Source organism: Bradyrhizobium sp. USDA 4353, assembly GCF_054063215.1.
Genome location: NZ_JBSSGB010000001.1, coordinates 4,003,608 through 4,023,438, shown reverse-complemented (window position 1 = coordinate 4,023,438; position 19,831 = coordinate 4,003,608). Strand labels below are relative to the sequence as shown.

Here is a 19,831-nt window from a genome sequence, read left to right as displayed (position 1 = left end):
CGGAGCGCACATTTAGATAGATCAGCGTCGAAAGAGCCAGTCCGCTTCGCACCTAGCAATCTGTTACCCTCGATAGAGCGGGATTCGCGGACCCCCACCCCCGACCCCTCCCCGCAAGGGGGAGGGGAGCGCACCGTGCGGGCCGAAGCTCTCGGCTCCCAAATCCAGTCAGAGCTCTCGACGTGTTAAGCTCGACGCCCCGCCCTGCCCCACATACCAACGGCCGGAACTTCTCCCGGCCGCTGCAACAAACGCTACTCCCCGCCGGACCTCAGCCGAGGTTCAGCTCCTTGAAGAAGTCGTTGCCCTTGTCGTCGATGATGATGAAGGCCGGGAAGTCCACCACCTCGATGCGCCAGATGGCTTCCATGCCGAGCTCGGGATATTCGACGACCTCGACCTTCTTGATGCAATGCTCGGCGAGGTTCGCCGCCGCGCCGCCGATCGAGCCGAGATAGAAGCCGCCGTGCTTTTTGCACGCTTCGCGCACCGCCGGCGCGCGGTTGCCCTTGGCGACCATCACCATCGAGCCGCCGGCCGCCTGGAACTGGTCGACGAAGGAATCCATGCGGCCCGCGGTGGTCGGGCCGAACGCGCCGGAGGCGTAGCCGTCCGGGGTCTTGGCGGGGCCGGCGTAGTAGACCGGATGGTTCTTGAAGTAGTCCGGCAGCGGCTCACCGCGGTCGAGGCGCTCGCGCAGCTTGGCATGCGCGGCGTCGCGGGCGACGATCATGGTGCCGGTCAGCGACAGCCGGGTCTTGATCGGGTTCTTCGACAAGGTGGCGAGGATGTCCTTCATCGGCTGGTTCAGATCGATCTTCACGACCTCGCCGCCGAGCGCCTGCTCGACCTCCGGCAGATACTGCGCCGGATGATGCTCGAGCTCCTCGAGATAGACGCCGTCCTTGGTGATCTTGCCGAGCACCTGGCGGTCGGCCGAGCACGACACGCCGAGTCCGATCGGGAGCGACGCGCCGTGCCGCGGCATGCGGATGACGCGGACGTCATGGCAGAAATACTTGCCGCCGAACTGGGCGCCGACGCCGAGCGACTGCGTCATCTTGTGGATTTCCTGCTCCATCTCAAGGTCGCGGAAGGCATTGCCGTCGGCCGAGCCCTGCGTCGGCAGCGCGTCGAGATAGCGGGCGGAGGCGAGCTTCACCGTCTTCATGCACAGCTCGGCCGAGGTGCCGCCGATGACGATGGCGAGGTGATAAGGCGGGCACGCGGCGGTGCCGAGCGTCAGGATCTTCTCCTTCAGGAACGCCAGCAGCCGGTCCTTGGTCAGCACCGACGGCGTCGCCTGGAACAGGAAGCTCTTGTTGGCCGAGCCGCCGCCCTTGGCCATGAACATGAACTTGTAGGCGTCCTCGCCTTCCGCGTAGATCTCGGTCTGCGCCGGCATGTTGTTGGCGGTGTTCTTCTCCTCGTACATCGAGAGCGGCGCGACCTGCGAGTAGCGCAGGTTACGGCGCAGATAAGCGTCGCGCGCGCCTTCGGAGAGCGCGGCCTCGTCGTCACCGTCGGTGATGACGTTGCAGCCCTTCTTGCCCATGATGATCGCGGTGCCGGTATCCTGGCACATCGGCAGCACGCCGCCGGCAGAGATGTTGGCGTTCTTCAGGAAGTCGAGCGCGACGAACTTGTCGTTCGGGCTGGCCTCCGCATCCTCCAGGATGCTGCGCAGCTGCTTCAGATGGCCTGGGCGCAGGAAGTGGTTGATCTCGCCGAAGGCGGCCTCCGACAGCGTCCGCAGCGCCTCGCGCGACACAACCAGCATGTCGCGTCCGAGCACCTTCTCGACCCGCACGCCCTCGGTCGTGATCTTCTTGTAGGGCGTGGTGTCCGGCCCGAGCGGAAACAGCGGCGTGTGCTTGTACGGCGGGACGGGCTTGGACTGGTCGGGGAAAGCGGTGGGCGCGTTCATGGCGAATCTCGCAGGGGTTCTAAAGATGGCCGCCCAAAGCGGTCTTGACAGGTCTGATATCACCCTGGCGTTGGGGCGCAACAGATGGTTCGGCATGGCGGCACCGGGGCGGGACCATGCCTAGTTTGGCCTGAAGAGCGGTGTTTGATGGGAAGGGATCGGCTCAGGGAAGCTGCATGCGCCTGCGGGGCGACCGCCCTGCTGTGTTTACAATCCTACTCCGAATCTTCGGTATCTCGGCTACGATCCTGCGCGCCGTGAAACACAGCGGTGATCAACACCTGATCTGCCTGCTGATGGAGTTCGTAGACGACGATATAAGGAAGTCGCGGAACGACCCACTCGAAGGTTCCGGGCTCACGCCCGACGCGACCGATCAGCGGAAACGAGATCAGCAGCTCGATGCTGCCCAGCAGTCGGTCGACGACGGCCTTCGCCGCCGCGGGACTATCCTGAGAGATCCACCTGAAGATGTCTTCGATATCGGCAAGGGCCTGATCATCGAAAACGAGCTTCATTGAAGGATCAGGACCCCAGCCTGCCGATGCGATCCCGCGCTTCCGCGTGTGACACGATCTTCCGATCGGGATTGGCCCGGCGGCGGCGGACTTCCTCGAGCTGCGCATCAGACAGGCTGACGTCACGCATGTGCTTGACGTAGTCAAGCAGTGCGCCGGCCGCAGCGTTCTGATCGTCTGCGGACAACCGTTGAACCTGCTGCAAAGCCTGCTCGAGTAACGTTGTCATGATTGAAGCATAGCAGCTTCAGCACAGAACGAAAAGAACGGCCAACAGAGCGATGCCGGCTGGTTCAGCCAAGCCGTCGAGACGGATTGCAAGAGAGTGCCAAGAAATGTAACCTGAGATTGTTGTCCTATTCATTTTCATTCTGGAGGCGTCATGTCACGAGGTCTCTGTGTTGCGATCAGTTTTGCGCTCGCCCTGATCACCCTGCTCCCTGGCCAAGCCGGCGCCGTCGGTCCCGGGCGGGCCTGCGGCGGCTTTGCCGGCATTCCCTGCAATGCCGGGCTGTTTTGCGAGTTTCCGGCCGGCCAATGTGGCCGGTTCGACATGATGGGTGTGTGCCGCCGCACGCCGACGTTTTGCAACAGGATCTACATGCCGGTGTGTGGCTGTAACTTCCAGACCTACGGCAATGATTGCGAGCGTCGCGCCGCCGGGCGTCTCACTGTCGCATCCGGGCCGCTGCACGTTCTGACGTAGCGAATTGCTGACATAGCGATTGCGCCGCACGGCACGGTGGCTGCGGTCCGTCGACACGCGGCCACACCCGCCGATGATGTTGTGCGGCTGCGGCGCATCGCGCTTGCATGACTTCCGCGCGCACGCGACAATGGCGCGGGGGTATTTGGAATGAAATCATATCTTTATTCGTTTGGCCGCGCGGCCGGCTTTGTCATCCTCATCGCATTCGGCGCGATGCTCGCGCCGCAGGCCGCGCGGGCGGATCGTTGCGACGACGTCGCCAAGGAGCTGAAGAACGGCATCGACGGCATCAAGATCGGCCAGACCGCGGCCGGCACGGTCTATCTCGCCCATCCGAAGGCGCGCGAGCTGACGCTCGGCTGCTCGTCGAAGAATTTCTCCAGCCAGCTGTTCGGCAAGACCGACCGCAAGCCGCCGCCGGCCTTCATTGAGCTGATGGCGAGCGCGGCGGCGATCGTGTTCACTTTGCCGAAGGACGACATGGCGCGCGGCGTCTCGCGCTGCTACCGCCGGCTCGGCATCTTCCGCGGCGACGACGTCCCCAGCCGCTACCGCCGGCTCGACATGCGCTGCACCAGGACCAAGACGGAATCGTCGATCACGATCACCCGCAGCAAGGATCAATAGACCGGCGGACCAGGGTGCCGCCGGTTTCTGCGCGGCGATCAGCGTGCCGTTCACTAATGGCGGCCGCCACTCACAGTTGCAGACAATTCGACCGATCCGGTTGACTCTTCCTTGGTTGGACATGGTGACGCTTGGCCCAACACCAAGCGAGGAGCTGGACCATGTCCGTTTCGAGCGTTTCGACGTCTTCACCGCCGCCCTCACCGCCGCCGGTCTCGACCGAGACGAACAAGCAGCAGACGCAACAGGCGCAGAGCCAACAGACGCAGTCGTTCAAGGCCGACAAGACCGGCGACGAGAACGCTGCCGAGAACAAGGCTCAGCGTCCGCCGCTGCCGCCCGGCCAGGGCACGCGCGTCGACATCATCGCCTGAAGACCCCACACCATCAGGCCAACTTCGTATGACGGCGGCGCCCCCGGGCGTGCGCCGTCATACGTGTTGGATCCTCACGCATCCAGCGCCTTGTAGTGGCGGAAGATGCCGTCCTCGTTGAAGGGGATGCGGCGGTCGCTTTCGAGATAGGCTGCGATGCTCGGTCTGATAGCGACGCGGTCGTGCAGTGCGACGAGGCCGGGGATGTTGCGCTCGAACGCTTTCATCCGGTTGGGGAAGGCGTAGCGCAGGCCGGCGATGATCTGGAATAGCGACAGGTCGACGTAAGTCAGCTTTCGGCCGGTGACGTAGGCGCCGCCGCTTCTCGCCAGGATCTGCTCGAAATAGCCGAGGAATTTCGGCACGCGCTCGCTCCAGAACTCGGCGGTGCGCTTCTTGGCAGGCGCGCGCTGGTCCTCGTAGTACAGCGTCGGCCCGAGCGGATGATGCGTGTCGTGGATCTCGACCACGAAGTCGGTGATCGTGAGCTGCAGCTGGTGCACCCAGAGCTGGCCTGCCTCGGCCTTCGGCGCGAGTCCGTGGCGGCCGCCGAGAAAGAACAGGATGTTCGCGGTCTGGCCGATGACGAGCCGACCTGCCTTGAGGAATGGCGGCGCGAACGGCGGCGTATCGCTCTCCGCCTCGAGCATCGCGGTCATGGCCGCGATGCCCTCCTCGCGCGCCACGTCGCGATAGCTGGCCCCCACCTCCTCGAGCGCAAGCCGGACATATTCGCCGCGGCCCTGGATCATCGGCCAGTAGTACAATTCATAACGCATGGGCCATCCTCGATGTGATGCGCCCATACGTGATGCGACGGAGACGGGACGCGGTTAGTTCGCCGCGAAGCAGTATAGCAGGCCGTCGCCGCCGGTGCTCTTCAGATCGGCCTGGGAGCAGCCGCCGTCGGGGCCGCGCGAGGGATGCGAGGTGTTCCACGACTTCGACGGCTCGTCGTCGCGCAGCCCGATGCGGTCGGAATGGCCGACCATGGCCGCGCCTTGCGTGGAGCTGGTCCAGTTGCGGCAGGTGCGGTCCTCGCCGGCGGCGAACGCCGTTCCATCGGCCTGCGAGCCGGTCAGCACGTCGTGGCGGTTCGGCGTATCGCCGCGGCCGTTGATGACCTCGCCCTTCTCGCTCAGCGCCGTCTGCTTGGTGAGATTGTTCGACGCGCTATGCAGGTCGGCGACGTCCTTGGCGATGACGACGCCCTTGGCGTTCTGCCACGGTCCCTTGCCGATGCGGTCACGGGCGTTGACCGCGGGCTGGCCGTCAGCGGCCTGGGTAGAGAGATAGGCGCGCCACGTCTTCGCGCCGGCGCCTGCCGCCTGCGCCAAGGCCTGGCAGTGCTGATCGGCGCCGGCGAGGCCGCCAAGATTGCCGCCATTGCCCGGGCCGTTGCTGGTCAGGAAGAAGCTCATATCGGCGCTATCGGCGGATGCGGTCGCGATCAGGCCGGGTGCTGCGGCGAGCAACGCGCTCGCGATCATGATGCTGCGGAGCGGTGTCATATTGTCCTCCCTCGTGGACCTGTTCTTGGACGGGTGCTGGCGCATCGCTTGGACGCGATGTCGTTCGTGAGCATGGAACCCGTTGGGGGCTGGATTATTCCGCACCCGGCGCAAAACAAAGGCGCCGCGGATCGCTCCGCGGCGCCTGATATTCGTTGCTATCGCTCGGCTCAACTGACCTGCTGGATCGCCGAGAGCTGCCAGTCGGCGCCGGGGTGGCGCAGGAAGGTCCAGACCTCGGTGACCTCCTGCGGTTGATCGGAGCCCTCGACCACGCGGCCCGAGGCGCGCTCGATGGTCTTGTCGGCGAGCGTGAACCGCATCGCCACCGTGGCGTAGTCGGCGCCGTTCTCGCGCCAGGACTCGGCCAGGTCGCCCTGCAAGAGCTTCACGCCGGTGACCTTGTTGACGACGCCGCGGGCCTGATTCTGCTCGAGATCGCGCTCGAGATACGAGGCCATCTCGGGCGTCGACAGCAGGCGCAGGCGGCCGACATCCTCGTTCGACCAGGCCGACTGGATCTCGCCGAGCAGCCGCTCGAACGCCTCGTAGTCGGCCGGCTGGATCTGCAGCGGCGGCTGGTTGCTGCCGCCGCCGAAGCCGCCGAAGCCACCACCCAGGCCGCCGCCGAGGCCGCCAAGGCCCGAGCGGAAGCTCTGCTGGCCGTCATTGGGGCCAGGCGTCGGACCAGCGGCGTAGGCCGGCTGGTTGCGGCGCTGCCACCAGGACATCGCGAACCGCACGACGACCACCACCAGCAGGACCTGCAGGATCAGGCCGATGATCGAGGCGAAGCCGCCGAGTCCGGAGAACAGGCCGCCGCCGAACAGCATGCCGAACAGGCCGGCACCGAGGAAGCCAGCGGCGAGACCGCCGAGGAGACCACCGGCACGGCCACCGAATAGGCCGCCGCGCGAGGGCGCAGCCTGATTGAAGCCGCCAGACTGGCCCGGCTGGGTCATGGTGCGATTGAATTGCGACGCCGATCCCGGCGCGGTCGCGGTCGGAGGCGGCGCGGAGAAGGTGCGCGTGCCGCGGGAGCCCGAGCTGGAGCCGCCGCCGATCCGGGCGTCGGCCGCCGAGACGGCGAGCACCGTCGGCAGCGCCAAGGAAAGGGCCACGGCCATCGCCTTGAGGAGGCCGCTTTTGCGCTGCATGAAGCTCATCTTCGTTTCCCATAAGTCCCCGGAATGGGGATGCCCGTAAGATGGGCAGTCCGGGCCGAAAAGGAAGGCGGCACGAAGCCGCGCGGCTGCGGCTCTGGGTCGCGGGATGATCCCGCTCGCCCGCCTTGTCCGGCTCCTCTGGTAACCTATTGCGGCGCCATTGTTTCCTTCACCGCCGCGACCAGCTGGCTGAGCGTGAAGGGTTTCGGCAGGAAGGCGAACTGCTGGTTCTCCGGCAGGCTCTTCTCGAACGCGTCCTCGGCGTAGCCCGACACGAAGATGATCTTGATGTCGGGATTCTTCTCCCGCATCACTTTCAGAAGCGTCGGCCCGTCCATCTCCGGCATCACGACGTCCGAGACGACCAGATCGAGCTCGCCGTTGCACTCCTCCAGCGCCTCCATGGCCTCGATGCCGTTGGAGGCCTCGATGACGCTGTAGCCGCGCGAGCGCAGGCCGCGCGCGTTGAGCGCTCGCAGGCCTTCCTCGTCCTCGACCAGCAGGATCGTCCCCTGCCCGGTCAGGTCGGCGCGCGGCTTCGGCGCTTCGGCGGCCGGAGCTGTTTCCTTCGCGGCGCCGTTGGTCGCGTGCGGCTCGGGCTGCACCTCGGGCACGACGATGTGGCGCGGCAGGAAGATCTGGAACGCGGTTCCCTTGCCGACCTCGCTGTCGACATAGATGAAGCCGCCGGTCTGCTTGATGATGCCGTAGACGGTCGACAGGCCGAGGCCGGTGCCCTTGCCGACCTCCTTGGTCGAGAAGAACGGCTCGAAGATCTTCTCGCGGATCTCGGCTGGAATGCCGGTGCCGGTGTCGCTGATCTCGATCTTGACGTAGTCGGCGACCGGCATGCCCTTGTAGCCGCCCTGCGCCGCCTCCTCGGCCGTCACATTGGCGGTGCGCACCGACAGCTTGCCGCCGTCGGGCATCGCGTCGCGGGCGTTGACCGCGAGGTTCACGATCACCTGCTCGAACTGCGAGACGTCGACCTTCACCGGCCAGAGGTCGCGGCCGTGGACGAGGTCGAGCTTGACCTTCTCGCCGATCAGCCGACGCAAGAGCATGGTCAGATCCGACAGCGCGTCGCCGAGATCGAGCACCTGCGGCCGCAGGGTCTGCCTGCGCGAGAACGCCAGCAGCTGCCGCACGAGCGTCGCGGCGCGCGTCGCGTTCTGCTTGATCTGCATGATGTCCTGGAATGACGGGTCGGTCGGCTTGTGCGCGTTCAGCAGGAAATCATTGGCCATCATGATGGCCGAGAGCACGTTGTTGAAGTCGTGGGCGATGCCGCCCGCGAGCTGGCCGACCATCTCCATCTTCTGCGACTGGTTGATCTGGTTCTCGAGCGCGCGCCGCTCGGTGGTCTCGAGCATGTAGACGATCGCAGCTTCCGTCTCGCGCTCGTCCTCGTCGACGGCGGTGACGAAGAACTGGCCGAAGCGCTCCTTGGCGCCCTCCAGCATCACCTCGACCGGCGGAATGTCCGCCTGCCCTTCCGAGGCCTGATTGATCGCGGCGATCAAGAGGTGCCGGTCGCGCTGGCTGACGGTGCGGAAGATCGACTTCGCCGCCGCCGGATCGCCGCTGACGCTCTGCGCCAGCTTGGCGTAGCGCGCATTGGCGCGCACCACGGCGCCGCCGCGGTCGACGGTCGCGATCGCCATCGGCGTATGGTCGAAGAAGCGCATGAAGCGCACCTCGGCGGCGCGCTCCGGATCGGAGCGCTCGTCGCGGGCGCGGCTGATCACCAGGGTGCGCGAGGCGCCCGGCTTGCCGTCGGCGCCGAAGGCAAGCTTGTGATAGAGCCGCGCCGGCATGGTCTTGCCGCCGCGCATCTTCAGGTCGATGTCGAACACCTCGGTGCGGACCTCGCCGGGCACCGCGACGATCGAGGTCAGCAGCGAGGCGCCGTCGCCGGAGACGACGTCGACGAGCTTCAGCCCGCCGGAACCGATCTCGGCGAGATCATAGTCGAGCCAGTTGGCGAGCGTGGCGTTGACGTAGACAAGGCTGCCCTCGGGATTGACCGAGAAGAAGCCGCACGGCGCATGGTCGAGATATTCGATCGCGTGCTGCAGCTCCTGGAACACGTCCTCCTGGCGCTCGCGATCCCGCGTGATGTCGGCGATCGACCACACCGCGTAGCGGGCGTAGCGCTTGGTCTGGCCGAGCGGGCGCACGCGCATGCGCAGCCAACGGCCCTGGCCGCCCTCGGCCGCAGTGATACGCACCTCCTCCTGCTGCCGCTTGCCCTCGCGCGCCGCCTTCAGGAGGCGGAACACGGCCTCGGAGACATCGGGATTGCCGATGAAGACGCGCTCCACCGGCCGCGCCTCCTGTGGGCTCGCAGCGCCGGTCATGCTGAGATAGGCGGCGTTGGCGTAGACCACATGGCCGCGCGCATCGGTGACCGCGAGCCCGTCAAAGGCGTGATCGGCGATCGCGCCCATCACGGGATCATCCGTCGCCTTGTCGGCGAAGCGGACGATGCCGGCGGCAAAGGCGAACAGGTTGAACAGGCCGACGGTGGCGAGCAGCGACAGCAGGCCGAGAATATAGGGCTGCGCCTGGTTGCGGCCGATCGTCATCAGCGCGATCGCGACCGCGACGAGGCCGAACGCCACCAGCAGGATCAGCAGAATGCTGCCGCTGCGGCGCGGCCGCTCCGGCAGGCTCACCTGGTCCGGTGACGCTTCGTTGTCTTTATCGGCGCTCATGGCGTGAGGACGCGACCTGTCGGCTAGGAGCCCCAGCCCGTTCACGCGGCTCCCGCTTCCACCTGCCTGAATCGACGGGTCAAGCGCAAGCCCGTCAAGCCGATATTCCATGGTTTATCCGTATTTTGCGGCCCGTTCCGGGACCTGCTCGGTTGTCATCGCGGGCGCCCCGAGAGGTTGCGCCGCAGCCCCATCACGTAGCCGATGATCTCCGCCACCGCGTGATAATGTTCCACCGGGATCTCCTCGTCGATCTCGACGGTGGCATACAGCGCGCGCGCCAGCGGCACGTTCTCGACGATCGGGATGTCGTGCGCCTTGGCGATCTCGCGGATCTTGAAGGCGATGTTGTCGACGCCCTTGGCGACGCAGACCGGCGCCGACATGCCGCGCTCATAGGACAGCGCCACCGAGTAGTGGGTCGGGTTCGTGATGATCACGGAGGCCTTGGGAACCGCGGCCATCATGCGCTTCTTCATGCGCTGCTGGCGGATCTGGCGGATGCGGCCCTTGACGTGCGGATCGCCTTCGGACTGCTTGAACTCCTCCTTCATCTCCTGCAGCGACATCTTCTGGCGCTCGTACCATTGCCGGTACTGGAACAGGTAGTCGCCGATCGCGACCAGCGCGAGCAGCGCGACCACCGAGCCCATCAGGTGCTTGGTCAGCGAGATGGTGACGCCGAGCAGCTCGCTGATGTCGAGATGCAGCAGCGATTCCAGACGCAGCCGCTCCGGCCAGAGGATCATCACCATGACCGTGCCGAGCAGCACCAGCTTGAAGACGCCCTTGGCGAAATTCGCCGCCGCCTGCTTGCCGAACAGCCGCTTGGCGCCGGAGAGCGGCGAGATCTTGCTGAAGGTCGGCTTCAGCGGCTCGCCTGACCACACCAGCCGGTGCTGCATCATGTTGCCGGCAATTGCGGCCAGCATCACCATCAGGATCGGCACGCCGATCGCGGCGATCACGGTGAAGGACAGGCTGCGCGCCAGCGCGAGCAGGCCGGCGCCGTCGGTATGGATCATCCAGGAATTGGCGATCAGATTGCGCATCGGCACCAGCACGGCGGCGCCGATCGAGCCCGAGAAGGTCGACATCACCAAGGTCGCGGCCGCGATCACGAACCAGGTGTTGAGCTCCTGGCTCTTGACGACGTCGCCGCGCTCGAGCGCCTGGTCGAGGCGTTTTTGCGTCGGGTCTTCTGTTTTGTCCTCGGAATCACCCTCGTCGGCCATCGGTCAGGCTCCCCTCACCGCGGCATCATTTCGTGAATGACGCCTTCGAAATAGCCGAGAAACGAGCCCATCATCGCAGTCAGCACGGCCGCGAAGATGAGAAAGCCGATCAGGATCGAGAGCGGCGCGCCGACGAAATAGACCTGCATCTGCGGCATCAGCCGCGCCAGCACGCCAAGGCCGATGTTGAAGACGAGGCCGAACACCAGGAACGGCGCCGACAATTGCAGCCCGATCTTGAAGGCGCCGGCAAACGCCTTGGTCGCCAGCGAGGCGACGTCGCCGCTCGGAATCAACTCGCCGGGCGCGAAGATCTTGTAGCTGTCGCTCAGCGCCGCGATCACTAGATGGTGGCTGTCGGTCGAGAACAGCAAGGTCACGCCGAGCATGGTGAGGAAGTTGCCGATCAGCACCCCCTGCTGGCCTTGCGTCGGATCGACCGCGGTGACGAAGCCGAGCCCCATCTGCTGGGCGATCACCGAGCCTGCGACCTGCAGCGCCGACAGCGTGACCCGCGCGGTCGCACCGAGCACGATCCCGATCAGGATCTCGTGCACCATCATGACCACGAGCGGCGAGATCGCCTGCAGATCGATCTGATAAGCCTGACGATGCAGCGGCAGCACGACCATCGTCAGCAGCAGCGCGACGGCGAGCTTGATGCGGACGGGAATGTTGACCTCGCCGAACCCGGGCATCAGCATCACCATCGCGCCGATGCGCGCGAAGGCCAGCATGAACGCGGCCGCCAGCGTCGGAAGAAACGAGATGTCGATGCGCATCGTCGGCGGTCCCGGTCCGGACGGCCGCAGACGAAAGCGGCAGGCCGGCCTGCGAATCGATCGCCTCCCCGCTGGTGACCAAAGAGGTGGTGACCAGAGAGCGGCGATCAGAGAAGAGCCGAGCGCAAAGGCCGCTCACGCCCGGTCGAAAGCAGCAGCGCCCCCCCGCGCCGCCCCTCACGACCGGTCGCAGCGCCCTTGCAAAGGACGGCTCTGCCGCGCCGGACATTGCCTCATCCGCCGATGATTCGCGACGAGATCCGCATCATGTGCTGATGCAGCGCGTCGGCCATGAACGGCAGCCCCAGCAGCAGCGTGACGAAGATCGCGATGATCTTCGGCACGAATACCAGCGTCTGCTCCTGGATCTGCGTCAGCGCCTGGAACAGCGACACCACCACGCCGACCACCAGCCCGACCACCATCAAGGGCGAGGAGACGATCACGATCGTCCAGATCGCGTCGCGCGCGACGTCGAGCGTTTCAGCTCCGGTCATGTCCTGTCGTCCCTCATGGTCGTCGGCACCTGATCAGGCGCCCTTGCTTTGCACGCGGCTCCGGCATCAGCCGGCGCCGCACCTCGCGTGACGTGACGCGTGCCCTCTCGCGTCACGTCCGATCCGCTCGGAAGCGAGCTCAGATCGTCATCTTCATCACGTCTTCATAGGCCTGGATCACGCGATCGCGCACTGAGACCAGGGTCGACACCGCCACGTCGGTCTCGGCGACCGCAGTGACGACATCCATCACGTTGGCCTTGCCCGAGGCCATCGCGACCGCCTGGCTGTCGGACTTGCGTCCGCTCTCCACGACGCTGCCGATCGCATCCTTCAGCACCGAGCTGAACGACGGACCACCCTTGTCGGCCCCGGCGCCGTTGCCGAGAACATCGCGCACGCGCGCAAGCCCGCCGAAGGCATTGCCCGAACCGCTGGTGTCGAGCACGCGGGCGGAATTCGCATAGGCATTCGCTGCGGAAATTGGGGAGGCCATGACTTTCGTTCCTGTCCTAGGTCTTCAGAATGTCGAGTGTGCGTTGGATCATGCGGCGCGTGGCGCCTATGATGTTCAAATTCGCCTCGTAGGACCGCTGAGCATCACGCATGTCGGTCATCTCGATGAGCGGATTGACGTTGGGGTACTTGACATTGCCGGACGCGTCCGCGGCCGGGTTACTGGGGTCGTATTTGACGCGGAACGAAGATTGATCGGGCACCACCTTGCCGAGCGCGACGACCTTGGCGTCGAGCGCACGGTCGAGCGCCGTGGTGAAGGTCGGGACCTTGCGGCGATACGGATCGCCGCCGGCCTTGGCGGCGGTCGAATCGGCATTGGCGATGTTTTCGGAAATGACGCGCATCCGCCCGGCCTGCGCACGCAGGCCTGACGTCGCGATGCTCATCGAGCGCAGGAAATCGCTGGAGTCGTTTGCCATGCTTGTCGGTCTCCGTCCTTAGTTCCGGCTCAGCCCTTGCCGATCGCCGTCTTCAACAGATGCAGGCTCTTGCCGTAGAGCGAGGTCGCGGCCGCATAGTCCATCTGGTTGGCGGAGACCTTGAGCATCTCCTCCTCGAGGCTGACGGCGTTGCCGGCCGGCCTCGTCTGAAATCCCACCTTGCGATTCTGGTCGAAGCTTGCACTGTCGCCCGACCCCGGCGCGATATGCGCCGTGCTGGTGCGCGTCAGCGGGAGCGCGGCGAAGCCGCCCACCGCCTGGCCGGTTGCAGTGAACTTCGGCTCAACCAGGTCCTTCGGCTTGAAGTTGGGCGTATCCGAATTGGAGACGTTCTCCGACAGGACACGCTGGCGCTCCTGGTGCCATTGCATCTTGGTGCGCAACGCCGACAGCACGGGAAGATCGTTGATGGACATGGCGTCGCTCGGTTGTGTCCGACTACCGGACGTTTTCGGTAGGTAGAAATTGCCGTGCGTATGGTTAATGAACAGTTAAGAAACGATGCGCTGCACCCCGGGATGATCCCGGAGTTTTGACGATTTCTTAGGAAAGTGGCGCCCCCGGCGTGCAGCCATGCATCAATTCGGGACGGAGGACGCGGCCAAGAAGTCGTTTTGGCCCGGCCGATTCATGGGTTATTAAGATACCAAGCGGCAGATCCTGCCGTTTTGCGTTAACGGGTTGGTTCCGGTTCTGAAGGCCTCGTTCACTGACGCTGTCGCGTTGGACACAGGAGACTTCGAAAGGACGCGGTATTTGCCGGGGACAGAGATGCAGGCGCTGACGTTCTTTTTTGCATTCGTGGCCGTGCTGGCACTGATTGGCCTAGCCGCATGGCTGGTTCGTCGATTCGCGGGCAATCGCCTCGGCACGAACCCGAATCGCGGCCGCATGCCCCGGCTCGCCGTGATCGATGCTGCCGCCGTCGACGGCCGCCGCCGTCTGGTGCTGGTGCGCCGGGATAACATAGAGCATCTCCTGATGATCGGCGGCCCGAGCGACATCGTCGTCGAATCGAACATCGTGCGCGCCATGCCCGCGCGCGAGCAGTTGCCGCAGCGTCCCGGCATCAATGCCGAGCCGCCGGCCGCGCGCATCGCGCCCGCGCCGGAGGTGCCGGCCTGGAGCGACAACGAGCCGAAGCCCGAGCCTGTCGAGCTGTCCGAGCCTGCGGTTCCGGAGCTGCCGCCTCGGCCGCAGCGTCCCTCCTTCATCGACGAGGTCCGCAGGACCGCGCCGGCCGCTGCCGAGCGGCGCGAGCCGCCGCCGGCCTTCCCGCCCGAGCCGCCGATCCCGCCGCGTCGCCCCGCGCCGCGACCTGAGGTCCGCGCCGAGCCGCGCGGTGGTGATGAGCCCCGCATGGTGGAGCCGCGCCCCGAGCGCGGAGCGCCGCGTGGCGAGCCGATGATGCCGCGCCCGCTGCGGCCCGCAGAGCCGCAGCGCCAGGCCGAAGCGCCGCGCCCGCCGGAAGGTCCCCGGCTGCCGCCGGTCCGCGCTGCCGAGCGGGCGGAGCGGATCGAGCGGCCCGAGCGCGTGGCCGCTCCGGTGCCACCGGCCCCGCCGCCGCCTCCGGCTCCGCCGGCCCCCGCGCCCGTGGATCAGAGCGCCGAAGCCAATCTCGCGGAGATGGCACAGCGCCTTGAGGCGGCGTTGCGGCGCCCGACGGCCGAGGCGCCTGCTGCCGCCGCGCCGCTGCGTCCCGCCCGCAGCGAGCCAATGCCCGCCGCAGCCGCACCGGCCAAGACGAGCTTCGAGAACCTGGAGGACGAGATGGCCTCGCTGCTCGGACGTCCGAAGTCCTCTCAGTGAGATCGCGCAGCCTCCCGCGTAGAGTTGTCTTCATCGCTGTCCTGATTGCCGCCGGCGCGTTCGCGGGGAGCGCGGCTGCGCAGGACATCAGCATCAATCTCGGCGGCGCCGGCGGCGGCGGCGTCACCGAGCGGGCAATCCAGCTGATCGCGCTGTTGACGGTGCTGTCGATCGCGCCGTCGATCTTGATCATGATGACGTCGTTCACGCGCATCGTGGTGGTGCTGTCGCTGCTGCGCACCGCCATGGGCACAGCGACCGCGCCGCCCAACACGGTCATAATCGCGCTGGCGATGTTCCTGACCGCCTTCGTGATGGGGCCGGTGCTGCAGAAGTCCTATGACGACGGCATCCGGCCGCTGATCGAAAACCAGATCACCGTCGAGGATGCGCTCCAGCGGGCCTCGGTGCCGCTGCGCGGCTTCATGCAGAAGAACGTGCGCGAGAAGGACCTGAAGCTGTTCGTGGACCTCTCCGGCGAGGCCCCGCCGGCAACGCCCGACGACCTGTCGCTGCGCATCCTGGTGCCGGCCTTCATGATCTCCGAGCTCAAGCGCGCCTTCGAGATCGGCTTCCTCTTGTTCCTGCCGTTCCTGATCATCGACCTCGTCGTCGCCTCGGTGCTGATGTCGATGGGCATGATGATGCTGCCGCCGGTCGTGGTCTCGCTGCCGTTCAAGCTGATCTTCTTTGTGCTGGTCGACGGCTGGTCGCTGGTGGCGGGAAGCCTGGTGCAGAGCTACGGGGGGTAGCGGCGGCTCGGGACCGTCGAGGCGGGCAGCGCCGCATGCACCACGCTTCCGAGCCGTGCTAGTCTCGAAAGCGGAGCACGCGTCCTCTGGAGCCTCGTCATGGAAGAACGTACATGGACGCTGATTGTCTTGCTGTTCATGGCCCCCGTTTGGCTGGTCGCGATGTGGGCGCTGCTGATGAGCTTACTCGGCGGGTTGAGGGATGAACGTTTCACGTTCTTCCGCTTGTTCACCGGGGCCTTCGTTCTAGAACCGTACAACCGGAAATACTTTCGCATCTTCGCGAGCTGCGGCGCGATCTTGTGCGGCGTCGTGCTCCTCGTCAACGTTCTGGTCTTTTCGGGGACGCTTCGCATGTCGGACAATCGAGTTTGGCCGACGCCGACCGCCAGCACGCGTTGATGCGCCAGCACCTCGTAGCCAAGATGAGTGTCAGCGGGCGCTTCTTCGGCGAGATCGCCCCCTGAATAGTCTCCGGCTCGGACGCGAGATCAACGGCCCGCGATCGCCTGCTTGACGCCCTGGATGCGTGGCAGGGCGCCGGTCGCCTCCGTCGGAGCCTTCGCGGCGTCCTTGCCGGCGTCCGGGCCCTTGCCGGTGGCGTCGGGGAAGCGCGCGCGCATGTCGCGCAGGAAGCCGTCGAGCGTGTCGACGCCCGCCGCCATCTTGGCGATCTGGGCGAACTCGGCGCTGGAGCCGCTGGCCGGCTTGCTGGCGACGTCGAAGGCGAGCTTGTCGGCCTCGCCGGTCATCAGCGGCGCATATTTCTCGCGGAAGCGCGCCAGGCCGATGGCATCGTCCGCCAGCGCGTAGCCGACGACGGCGCGCAGGATGTCACCGCGCTCCGCGGGATTCAGCGGGCGGAAATCGCGCCAGCGGTCGCCGTAATACAGCTCGATCTGCTCGGACGCCTCGCGCCAGCGCCGCGACGCCCAGTAGATATCCGAGCGCAGCCGGATCGCCTCGCGGCCGGCGACATTGGTGATGATGTCGAGCCCAAGATCGTGGCGGCCGATGTCGCTGTTGGCGCGGGCCTCGAGCAGCAGGCGCTGCTGGCGCAGCTCGCCAGAGAGATCGGCGATGCGGGTGGTGCGCAGCGCTTCCAGCGCGCGGTCGGGCTTGCGGTTGGTGAGGTAGACCATCGCGAGGCGCGCCGCGACCTGGGCGCGCGCGGCGCCTTCCAGGCGGTGGTCGACCTGATATTGCAAGAGCTCGGCGGCCTGGTCGAGCAGGTCGATGCCGACCAGACGATCGGCGAGCTTGCGGATCATCTCGTCGCCGCGCCGGCCGATCGGGGTCAGCTCGCGAAAGCCGTAGAAGATGCTGAGCGCGTCGACCGGCGGCAGCTCGTCGGCCTTGCCGCTGAGGAACAGCTGCGAGAACAGCCGCTGCGCCGCGTCCTGGGCCTGACGCGCCATGTCGGAGTTCGGCATCAGCCGGGTGGCCTGGCGCGCCGCTTCGAGCGAATCCGCATAGCGCCCGGCTTCCTCGTAGAGCTGCGCCATCATCTGCAGGGTCTGGACCTCGATGGCGTCGCCGCGCCAGGTCGCCTGCAGGGTCTCGAGCTCCTTCAGCGCATCGGCCGGCTTGATCTCGCCGCGCTTCTGCAGAAGCTTGATCTCGAACAGCTTGGCCTCGGCCGCGGCCATGCGGTCGTTGGAGTTGATGGCGACACGATACTCATCGAGCGCATCCTTCTCCTGCGCCATCGCCTCGGCGAGACGGCCGCGCAGCACGGCGACGTCGGGCTTCATGTCCGCGGGCACGCCGATCACGTCAAGCTCGGCGCGGCGCTTGGCGGCGCCGGCAAAATCCTTGATCTCGAGCGCCGACTTCATCGCATCCGCGATCACCACCCGCTGCAGGTCGAGGGGCAGCGAGGCGATGGCGAACTCAACATTCTTCAGCTTCTCGCGCGCATCGGCGAACTTGCCCTGCCGCGCAAAGGCGAGGCCCTTCCACATCTGCGAATCGAAATTGTTGCCGATCGAGGAGGTGGCGAGATCCTTGAGGCCCTGATCCGGACGTCCCATCAGGATGCTGGAGACCGCATGGATCATCAGCATCGCGGTCTCGTCGGTGCGCGGATCGTCGTCCGAGATCATCAGATTGGTGATGCCGCGCGCCTCCGGATACATCCCGCGCGCCATGTAGAAGCGCGCCAGCGCAAGCCGCGCCTGGGCGCGCCGCTCTGGCTCGGCGCTCGCCGCCGCCTTGATCAGCAAATCCTGGCGCGGCACGAAGGGCTGGGTCTGGTTCTGCTGCCACTCGTCGATGTCGAACATCGGCCTGACGGCGGTCGGCGCCCGCTCCGGCGAGAAGCCGATCGAGGACAGCGTGAGGCCGCCCGGTCGCCCCAGGATCACCTTGTCGGGGGCGATCTCGACGGCCACGTCATCCGAGTTCGGACGCACCGCGATGCCGTGAATGGAATCGAGCAGCGACAGATCGACGAAGTCCTGGCGCTTGATGAAGCCGCGGATCGGCGGCGGCGCCGTCACCACCAGCAGCGTGTCGCCGGCGTCCGGATCGGTCAGCCGGTGCAGCATCCCAGCGCCAGGGTTGGCGAGCGGGATCATCACATTGGCGAGCGCGGGATCGGTGACGTTGCGCATCACCATCAGCGGCTGCTGATTGGTCAGTCCCTTGTCGGCGAACGACAACGTCCAGCTGCGGCCGCCGTCGTCGCTGCCGAGCGAATGCATCTGCGGCCGGTTGAGGCGGATGCGAATCGCCTGCCCCTTGTCGAGCGGCATCCGGTTGACCTCGCCGATGATGGCGCCGCCCTTGGCCTTGATCGGCTCGACGTCGACCGGCTTGGTGGAATCGACCACCATCCACACCGTGTCGCCGCGGCGGAACAGCGCCGCGGGCGTGACCTGGCCGAAGCCGAAGGTGAGCCGCAGGCCCTCGCTGTCGCGCAGGGCCTCCAGCGTGGCGGCGCCGTTGGCGGGCTTCTCGGCGGGCTTCTCCGTCGGCTTGGCTGCTTCAGGCTTGGCTGCTTCAGGCTTGGCTGCTTCAGGCTTGGCCGGCTCCGGCTGCATGGCCGTCTCCGCCTTGGCCATCTCGGTCTTCGGAGCCTCCACCTTGGCGGCCTCTGGCTTGACGGCCTCGGGCGCGGCGTCCGCTTTCGGCGCAGCCGCGGGAGCCACGACTTGTGCAGGCTCGGTCGCCGGCGCGGCGATCGCTGGCTTGGCCTCGGCCTTCATCTCCTTGGCGATGGTCTCGGAGGTCGGCGGCACGATCTCGGGCTGTGCGGCAGCCCTGGGCTTTTCGCCATTTGGTTTTTCGCCATTGGCCTTGTCACCATTGGCCTTCTCGGCGGCAGACTTTTCAGCGGCAGGCTTTTCAGCCGCCTTGGCTCCGGGCAGCGTATCGGAGGAGACCGCGGCGACCTTCTTGTCCGGCTGCTGATAGGCGATGTCGATGTTGTAGTTCTTCTCCTCGCGGAAGGCGTGGACGTCGACCTCGCCGATCAGGCCGATCTCGACCAATGTCTTGCTGCCGTCGATGCGCTGGTTGATCGCGGCGACGTTGGGCGGCGAGACGATCTTGGCGTCGGCGAGATCGAAATTGAGCGGCGCGTTGAAGAACAGCGACATCTTCTGGTCGTTCATGACCGAGGAGATGCCGACGCCATCGGGGATCTCGAACACGAAGCGCACGAAGGTCGGCTGCACCAGCGCGCGGACGCGGATCGGCGGCCGGCGCTTCGATTCGGCCTCGGCGCGCTGCAGGCGCAGCGCCTTCTCGGCGGCGCGGGCGCGCTCGGCAAGCTCGCGCACGACCTCGGCCGGCAGCGGCGGCGGCGGGCCGGTCCAGCTGTCCGGCAGCAGATCGATGAAGACGCGCTCGCCCGCGGTCATGGTGTTGACGCGCACCTTCCGCGACAGCGACAGCCGCAGCGCCGAGCCGTCGGGATCGCCGCGCGCCGAGGAGATGTAATCCGGGGCCGCGTCGACCCAGCGGTCGATCGGCACATTGGCGGCACGGTCGAACCTGATCAGCAGGATGGAGCCCGCAGTGGTGACGTCGGCGCCGACGTCCTCGCTGAACTTCAGCACCAAGCGCGCATAGCCGTTCTGGGCCGACAGGCTGGCCTCGCCGGGAACCGGCGCCGCGCCGGCCGCAACGGTCGACAGCACGAGACCGATGACGATCGCCGACAGCAGCGCGAGACCGGCGCGCACGCGCGCACGGGCCTTCGACCGCAATCCGAGGGGAGACGTGCGCGCCATGGTCACAAGC

At 66.4% G+C, this 19,831-nt stretch carries 20 protein-coding genes; 6 read left to right on the top strand and 14 right to left on the bottom strand.

The features are described from left to right. Positions 1 to 271: 271 nt before the first annotated feature. From ACVILH_RS17975 to ACVILH_RS17965, 3 genes are all read right to left on the bottom strand, one after another. Complete coding sequence (locus ACVILH_RS17975; RefSeq protein WP_456714071.1) at positions 272 to 1,927, bottom strand: fumarate hydratase; 1,656 nt, start codon at positions 1,925 to 1,927, stop codon at positions 272 to 274. A 215-nt stretch (positions 1,928 to 2,142) separates the two neighbouring features. After that, entirely contained in the window at positions 2,143 to 2,445 is a 303-nt protein-coding gene (locus ACVILH_RS17970; protein WP_456714070.1) for a type II toxin-antitoxin system RelE/ParE family toxin, read from the bottom strand. Positions 2,446 to 2,452: 7 nt separating this feature from the next. Next, on the bottom strand, positions 2,453 to 2,650 hold the full coding sequence (locus ACVILH_RS17965; RefSeq protein WP_456714069.1) for a hypothetical protein: 198 nt from the start codon (positions 2,648 to 2,650) through the stop codon (positions 2,453 to 2,455). A 177-nt stretch (positions 2,651 to 2,827) separates the two neighbouring features. Here ACVILH_RS17965 and ACVILH_RS17960 point away from each other — a divergent pair, with 177 nt between their 5' ends. The 3 genes from ACVILH_RS17960 (at position 2,828) to ACVILH_RS17950 (ending at position 4,155) form a co-directional block, all read left to right on the top strand. Next, the gene (locus ACVILH_RS17960) at positions 2,828 to 3,151 is read left to right on the top strand and encodes a hypothetical protein (RefSeq protein ID WP_456714068.1); all 324 of its coding nucleotides are present in this window, start codon (positions 2,828 to 2,830) and stop codon (positions 3,149 to 3,151) included. Between the two features lie 216 nt (positions 3,152 to 3,367). Next, the gene (locus tag ACVILH_RS17955; RefSeq protein ID WP_456717015.1) at positions 3,368 to 3,781 is read left to right on the top strand and encodes a hypothetical protein; all 414 of its coding nucleotides are present in this window, start codon (positions 3,368 to 3,370) and stop codon (positions 3,779 to 3,781) included. A gap of 161 nt (positions 3,782 to 3,942) precedes the next feature. Further along, positions 3,943 to 4,155 carry a hypothetical protein gene (locus ACVILH_RS17950; protein ID WP_035648579.1) on the top strand — a complete coding sequence of 71 codons (213 nt, stop codon included), beginning with the start codon at positions 3,943 to 3,945 and terminating at the stop codon, positions 4,153 to 4,155. Between the two features lie 74 nt (positions 4,156 to 4,229). Here ACVILH_RS17950 and ACVILH_RS17945 read toward each other — a convergent pair whose 3' ends face one another. From ACVILH_RS17945 to flgB, 10 genes are all read right to left on the bottom strand, one after another. Next, a complete protein-coding gene (locus tag ACVILH_RS17945) occupies positions 4,230 to 4,934 on the bottom strand; it encodes a glutathione S-transferase (protein WP_456714067.1) in 705 nt (234 codons plus the stop codon). Positions 4,935 to 4,988: 54 nt separating this feature from the next. Next, complete coding sequence (locus ACVILH_RS17940) at positions 4,989 to 5,666, bottom strand: lectin (RefSeq protein WP_456714066.1); 678 nt, start codon at positions 5,664 to 5,666, stop codon at positions 4,989 to 4,991. A 170-nt stretch (positions 5,667 to 5,836) separates the two neighbouring features. Then, entirely contained in the window at positions 5,837 to 6,823 is a 987-nt protein-coding gene (locus tag ACVILH_RS17935) for a Tim44 domain-containing protein (RefSeq protein WP_456717014.1), read from the bottom strand. A 155-nt stretch (positions 6,824 to 6,978) separates the two neighbouring features. Continuing rightward, on the bottom strand, positions 6,979 to 9,549 hold the full coding sequence (gene cckA / locus ACVILH_RS17930; protein WP_456714065.1) for a cell cycle histidine kinase CckA: 2,571 nt from the start codon (positions 9,547 to 9,549) through the stop codon (positions 6,979 to 6,981). Positions 9,550 to 9,704: 155 nt separating this feature from the next. Beyond that, entirely contained in the window at positions 9,705 to 10,784 is a 1,080-nt protein-coding gene (gene flhB, locus ACVILH_RS17925; RefSeq protein ID WP_456714064.1) for a flagellar biosynthesis protein FlhB, read from the bottom strand. Positions 10,785 to 10,798: 14 nt separating this feature from the next. Then, positions 10,799 to 11,566 carry a flagellar biosynthetic protein FliR gene (fliR, locus tag ACVILH_RS17920; RefSeq protein WP_456714063.1) on the bottom strand — a complete coding sequence of 256 codons (768 nt, stop codon included), beginning with the start codon at positions 11,564 to 11,566 and terminating at the stop codon, positions 10,799 to 10,801. A 233-nt stretch (positions 11,567 to 11,799) separates the two neighbouring features. After that, entirely contained in the window at positions 11,800 to 12,063 is a 264-nt protein-coding gene (gene fliQ, locus ACVILH_RS17915) for a flagellar biosynthesis protein FliQ (protein ID WP_012028663.1), read from the bottom strand. Positions 12,064 to 12,202: 139 nt separating this feature from the next. After that, a complete protein-coding gene (gene fliE / locus ACVILH_RS17910) occupies positions 12,203 to 12,559 on the bottom strand; it encodes a flagellar hook-basal body complex protein FliE (RefSeq protein ID WP_257169031.1) in 357 nt (118 codons plus the stop codon). 16 nt (positions 12,560 to 12,575) lie between these two features. Next, positions 12,576 to 13,001: a flagellar basal body rod protein FlgC gene (gene flgC, locus ACVILH_RS17905; RefSeq protein WP_006614994.1), complete on the bottom strand. Its 426-nt coding sequence runs from the start codon at positions 12,999 to 13,001 to the stop codon at positions 12,576 to 12,578. Between the two features lie 29 nt (positions 13,002 to 13,030). Further along, on the bottom strand, positions 13,031 to 13,438 hold the full coding sequence (flgB, locus tag ACVILH_RS17900; RefSeq protein WP_006614993.1) for a flagellar basal body rod protein FlgB: 408 nt from the start codon (positions 13,436 to 13,438) through the stop codon (positions 13,031 to 13,033). A 355-nt stretch (positions 13,439 to 13,793) separates the two neighbouring features. Here flgB and ACVILH_RS17895 point away from each other — a divergent pair, with 355 nt between their 5' ends. From ACVILH_RS17895 to ACVILH_RS17885, 3 genes are all read left to right on the top strand, one after another. After that, a complete protein-coding gene (locus tag ACVILH_RS17895) occupies positions 13,794 to 14,831 on the top strand; it encodes a flagellar biosynthetic protein FliO (RefSeq protein WP_456714062.1) in 1,038 nt (345 codons plus the stop codon). Next, positions 14,828 to 15,583 carry a flagellar type III secretion system pore protein FliP gene (gene fliP, locus ACVILH_RS17890; RefSeq protein ID WP_006614450.1) on the top strand — a complete coding sequence of 252 codons (756 nt, stop codon included), beginning with the start codon at positions 14,828 to 14,830 and terminating at the stop codon, positions 15,581 to 15,583. The genes ACVILH_RS17895 and fliP overlap by 4 nt, the downstream gene beginning before the upstream one ends. Before the next feature lie 99 nt (positions 15,584 to 15,682). Next, positions 15,683 to 15,985: a hypothetical protein gene (locus ACVILH_RS17885; protein ID WP_456714061.1), complete on the top strand. Its 303-nt coding sequence runs from the start codon at positions 15,683 to 15,685 to the stop codon at positions 15,983 to 15,985. Positions 15,986 to 16,074: 89 nt separating this feature from the next. Here the strand turns inward: ACVILH_RS17885 and ACVILH_RS17880 are convergent, their stop codons facing one another. Then, positions 16,075 to 19,821, bottom strand: coding sequence for a tetratricopeptide repeat protein (locus ACVILH_RS17880; RefSeq protein WP_456714060.1), 3,747 nt, complete (start codon positions 19,819 to 19,821; stop codon positions 16,075 to 16,077). Positions 19,822 to 19,831: the final 10 nt, after the last annotated feature.

Bases quoted from the DNA above. Each gene is read 5' to 3' on its own strand.
- ACVILH_RS17880 (WP_456714060.1), bottom strand. From the start codon at position 19,821: ATGGCGCGCACGTCTCCCCTCGGATTGCGGTCGAAGGCCCGTGCGCGC.
- fliQ (WP_012028663.1), bottom strand. From the start codon at position 12,063: ATGACCGGAGCTGAAACGCTCGACGTCGCGCGCGACGCGATCTGGACG.
- ACVILH_RS17955 (WP_456717015.1), top strand. From the start codon at position 3,368: ATGCTCGCGCCGCAGGCCGCGCGGGCGGATCGTTGCGACGACGTCGCC.
- cckA (WP_456714065.1), bottom strand. From the start codon at position 9,549: ATGAGCGCCGATAAAGACAACGAAGCGTCACCGGACCAGGTGAGCCTG.
- fliR (WP_456714063.1), bottom strand. From the start codon at position 11,566: ATGCGCATCGACATCTCGTTTCTTCCGACGCTGGCGGCCGCGTTCATG.
- flgB (WP_006614993.1), bottom strand. From the start codon at position 13,438: ATGTCCATCAACGATCTTCCCGTGCTGTCGGCGTTGCGCACCAAGATG.
- ACVILH_RS17895 (WP_456714062.1), top strand. From the start codon at position 13,794: ATGCAGGCGCTGACGTTCTTTTTTGCATTCGTGGCCGTGCTGGCACTG.
- ACVILH_RS17950 (WP_035648579.1), top strand. From the start codon at position 3,943: ATGTCCGTTTCGAGCGTTTCGACGTCTTCACCGCCGCCCTCACCGCCG.
- ACVILH_RS17885 (WP_456714061.1), top strand. From the start codon at position 15,683: ATGGAAGAACGTACATGGACGCTGATTGTCTTGCTGTTCATGGCCCCC.
- ACVILH_RS17935 (WP_456717014.1), bottom strand. From the start codon at position 6,823: ATGCAGCGCAAAAGCGGCCTCCTCAAGGCGATGGCCGTGGCCCTTTCC.
- ACVILH_RS17970 (WP_456714070.1), bottom strand. From the start codon at position 2,445: ATGAAGCTCGTTTTCGATGATCAGGCCCTTGCCGATATCGAAGACATC.
- flgC (WP_006614994.1), bottom strand. From the start codon at position 13,001: ATGGCAAACGACTCCAGCGATTTCCTGCGCTCGATGAGCATCGCGACG.
- fliE (WP_257169031.1), bottom strand. From the start codon at position 12,559: ATGGCCTCCCCAATTTCCGCAGCGAATGCCTATGCGAATTCCGCCCGC.
- ACVILH_RS17960 (WP_456714068.1), top strand. From the start codon at position 2,828: ATGTCACGAGGTCTCTGTGTTGCGATCAGTTTTGCGCTCGCCCTGATC.
- flhB (WP_456714064.1), bottom strand. From the start codon at position 10,784: ATGGCCGACGAGGGTGATTCCGAGGACAAAACAGAAGACCCGACGCAA.
- ACVILH_RS17975 (WP_456714071.1), bottom strand. From the start codon at position 1,927: ATGAACGCGCCCACCGCTTTCCCCGACCAGTCCAAGCCCGTCCCGCCG.
- ACVILH_RS17940 (WP_456714066.1), bottom strand. From the start codon at position 5,666: ATGACACCGCTCCGCAGCATCATGATCGCGAGCGCGTTGCTCGCCGCA.
- ACVILH_RS17945 (WP_456714067.1), bottom strand. From the start codon at position 4,934: ATGCGTTATGAATTGTACTACTGGCCGATGATCCAGGGCCGCGGCGAA.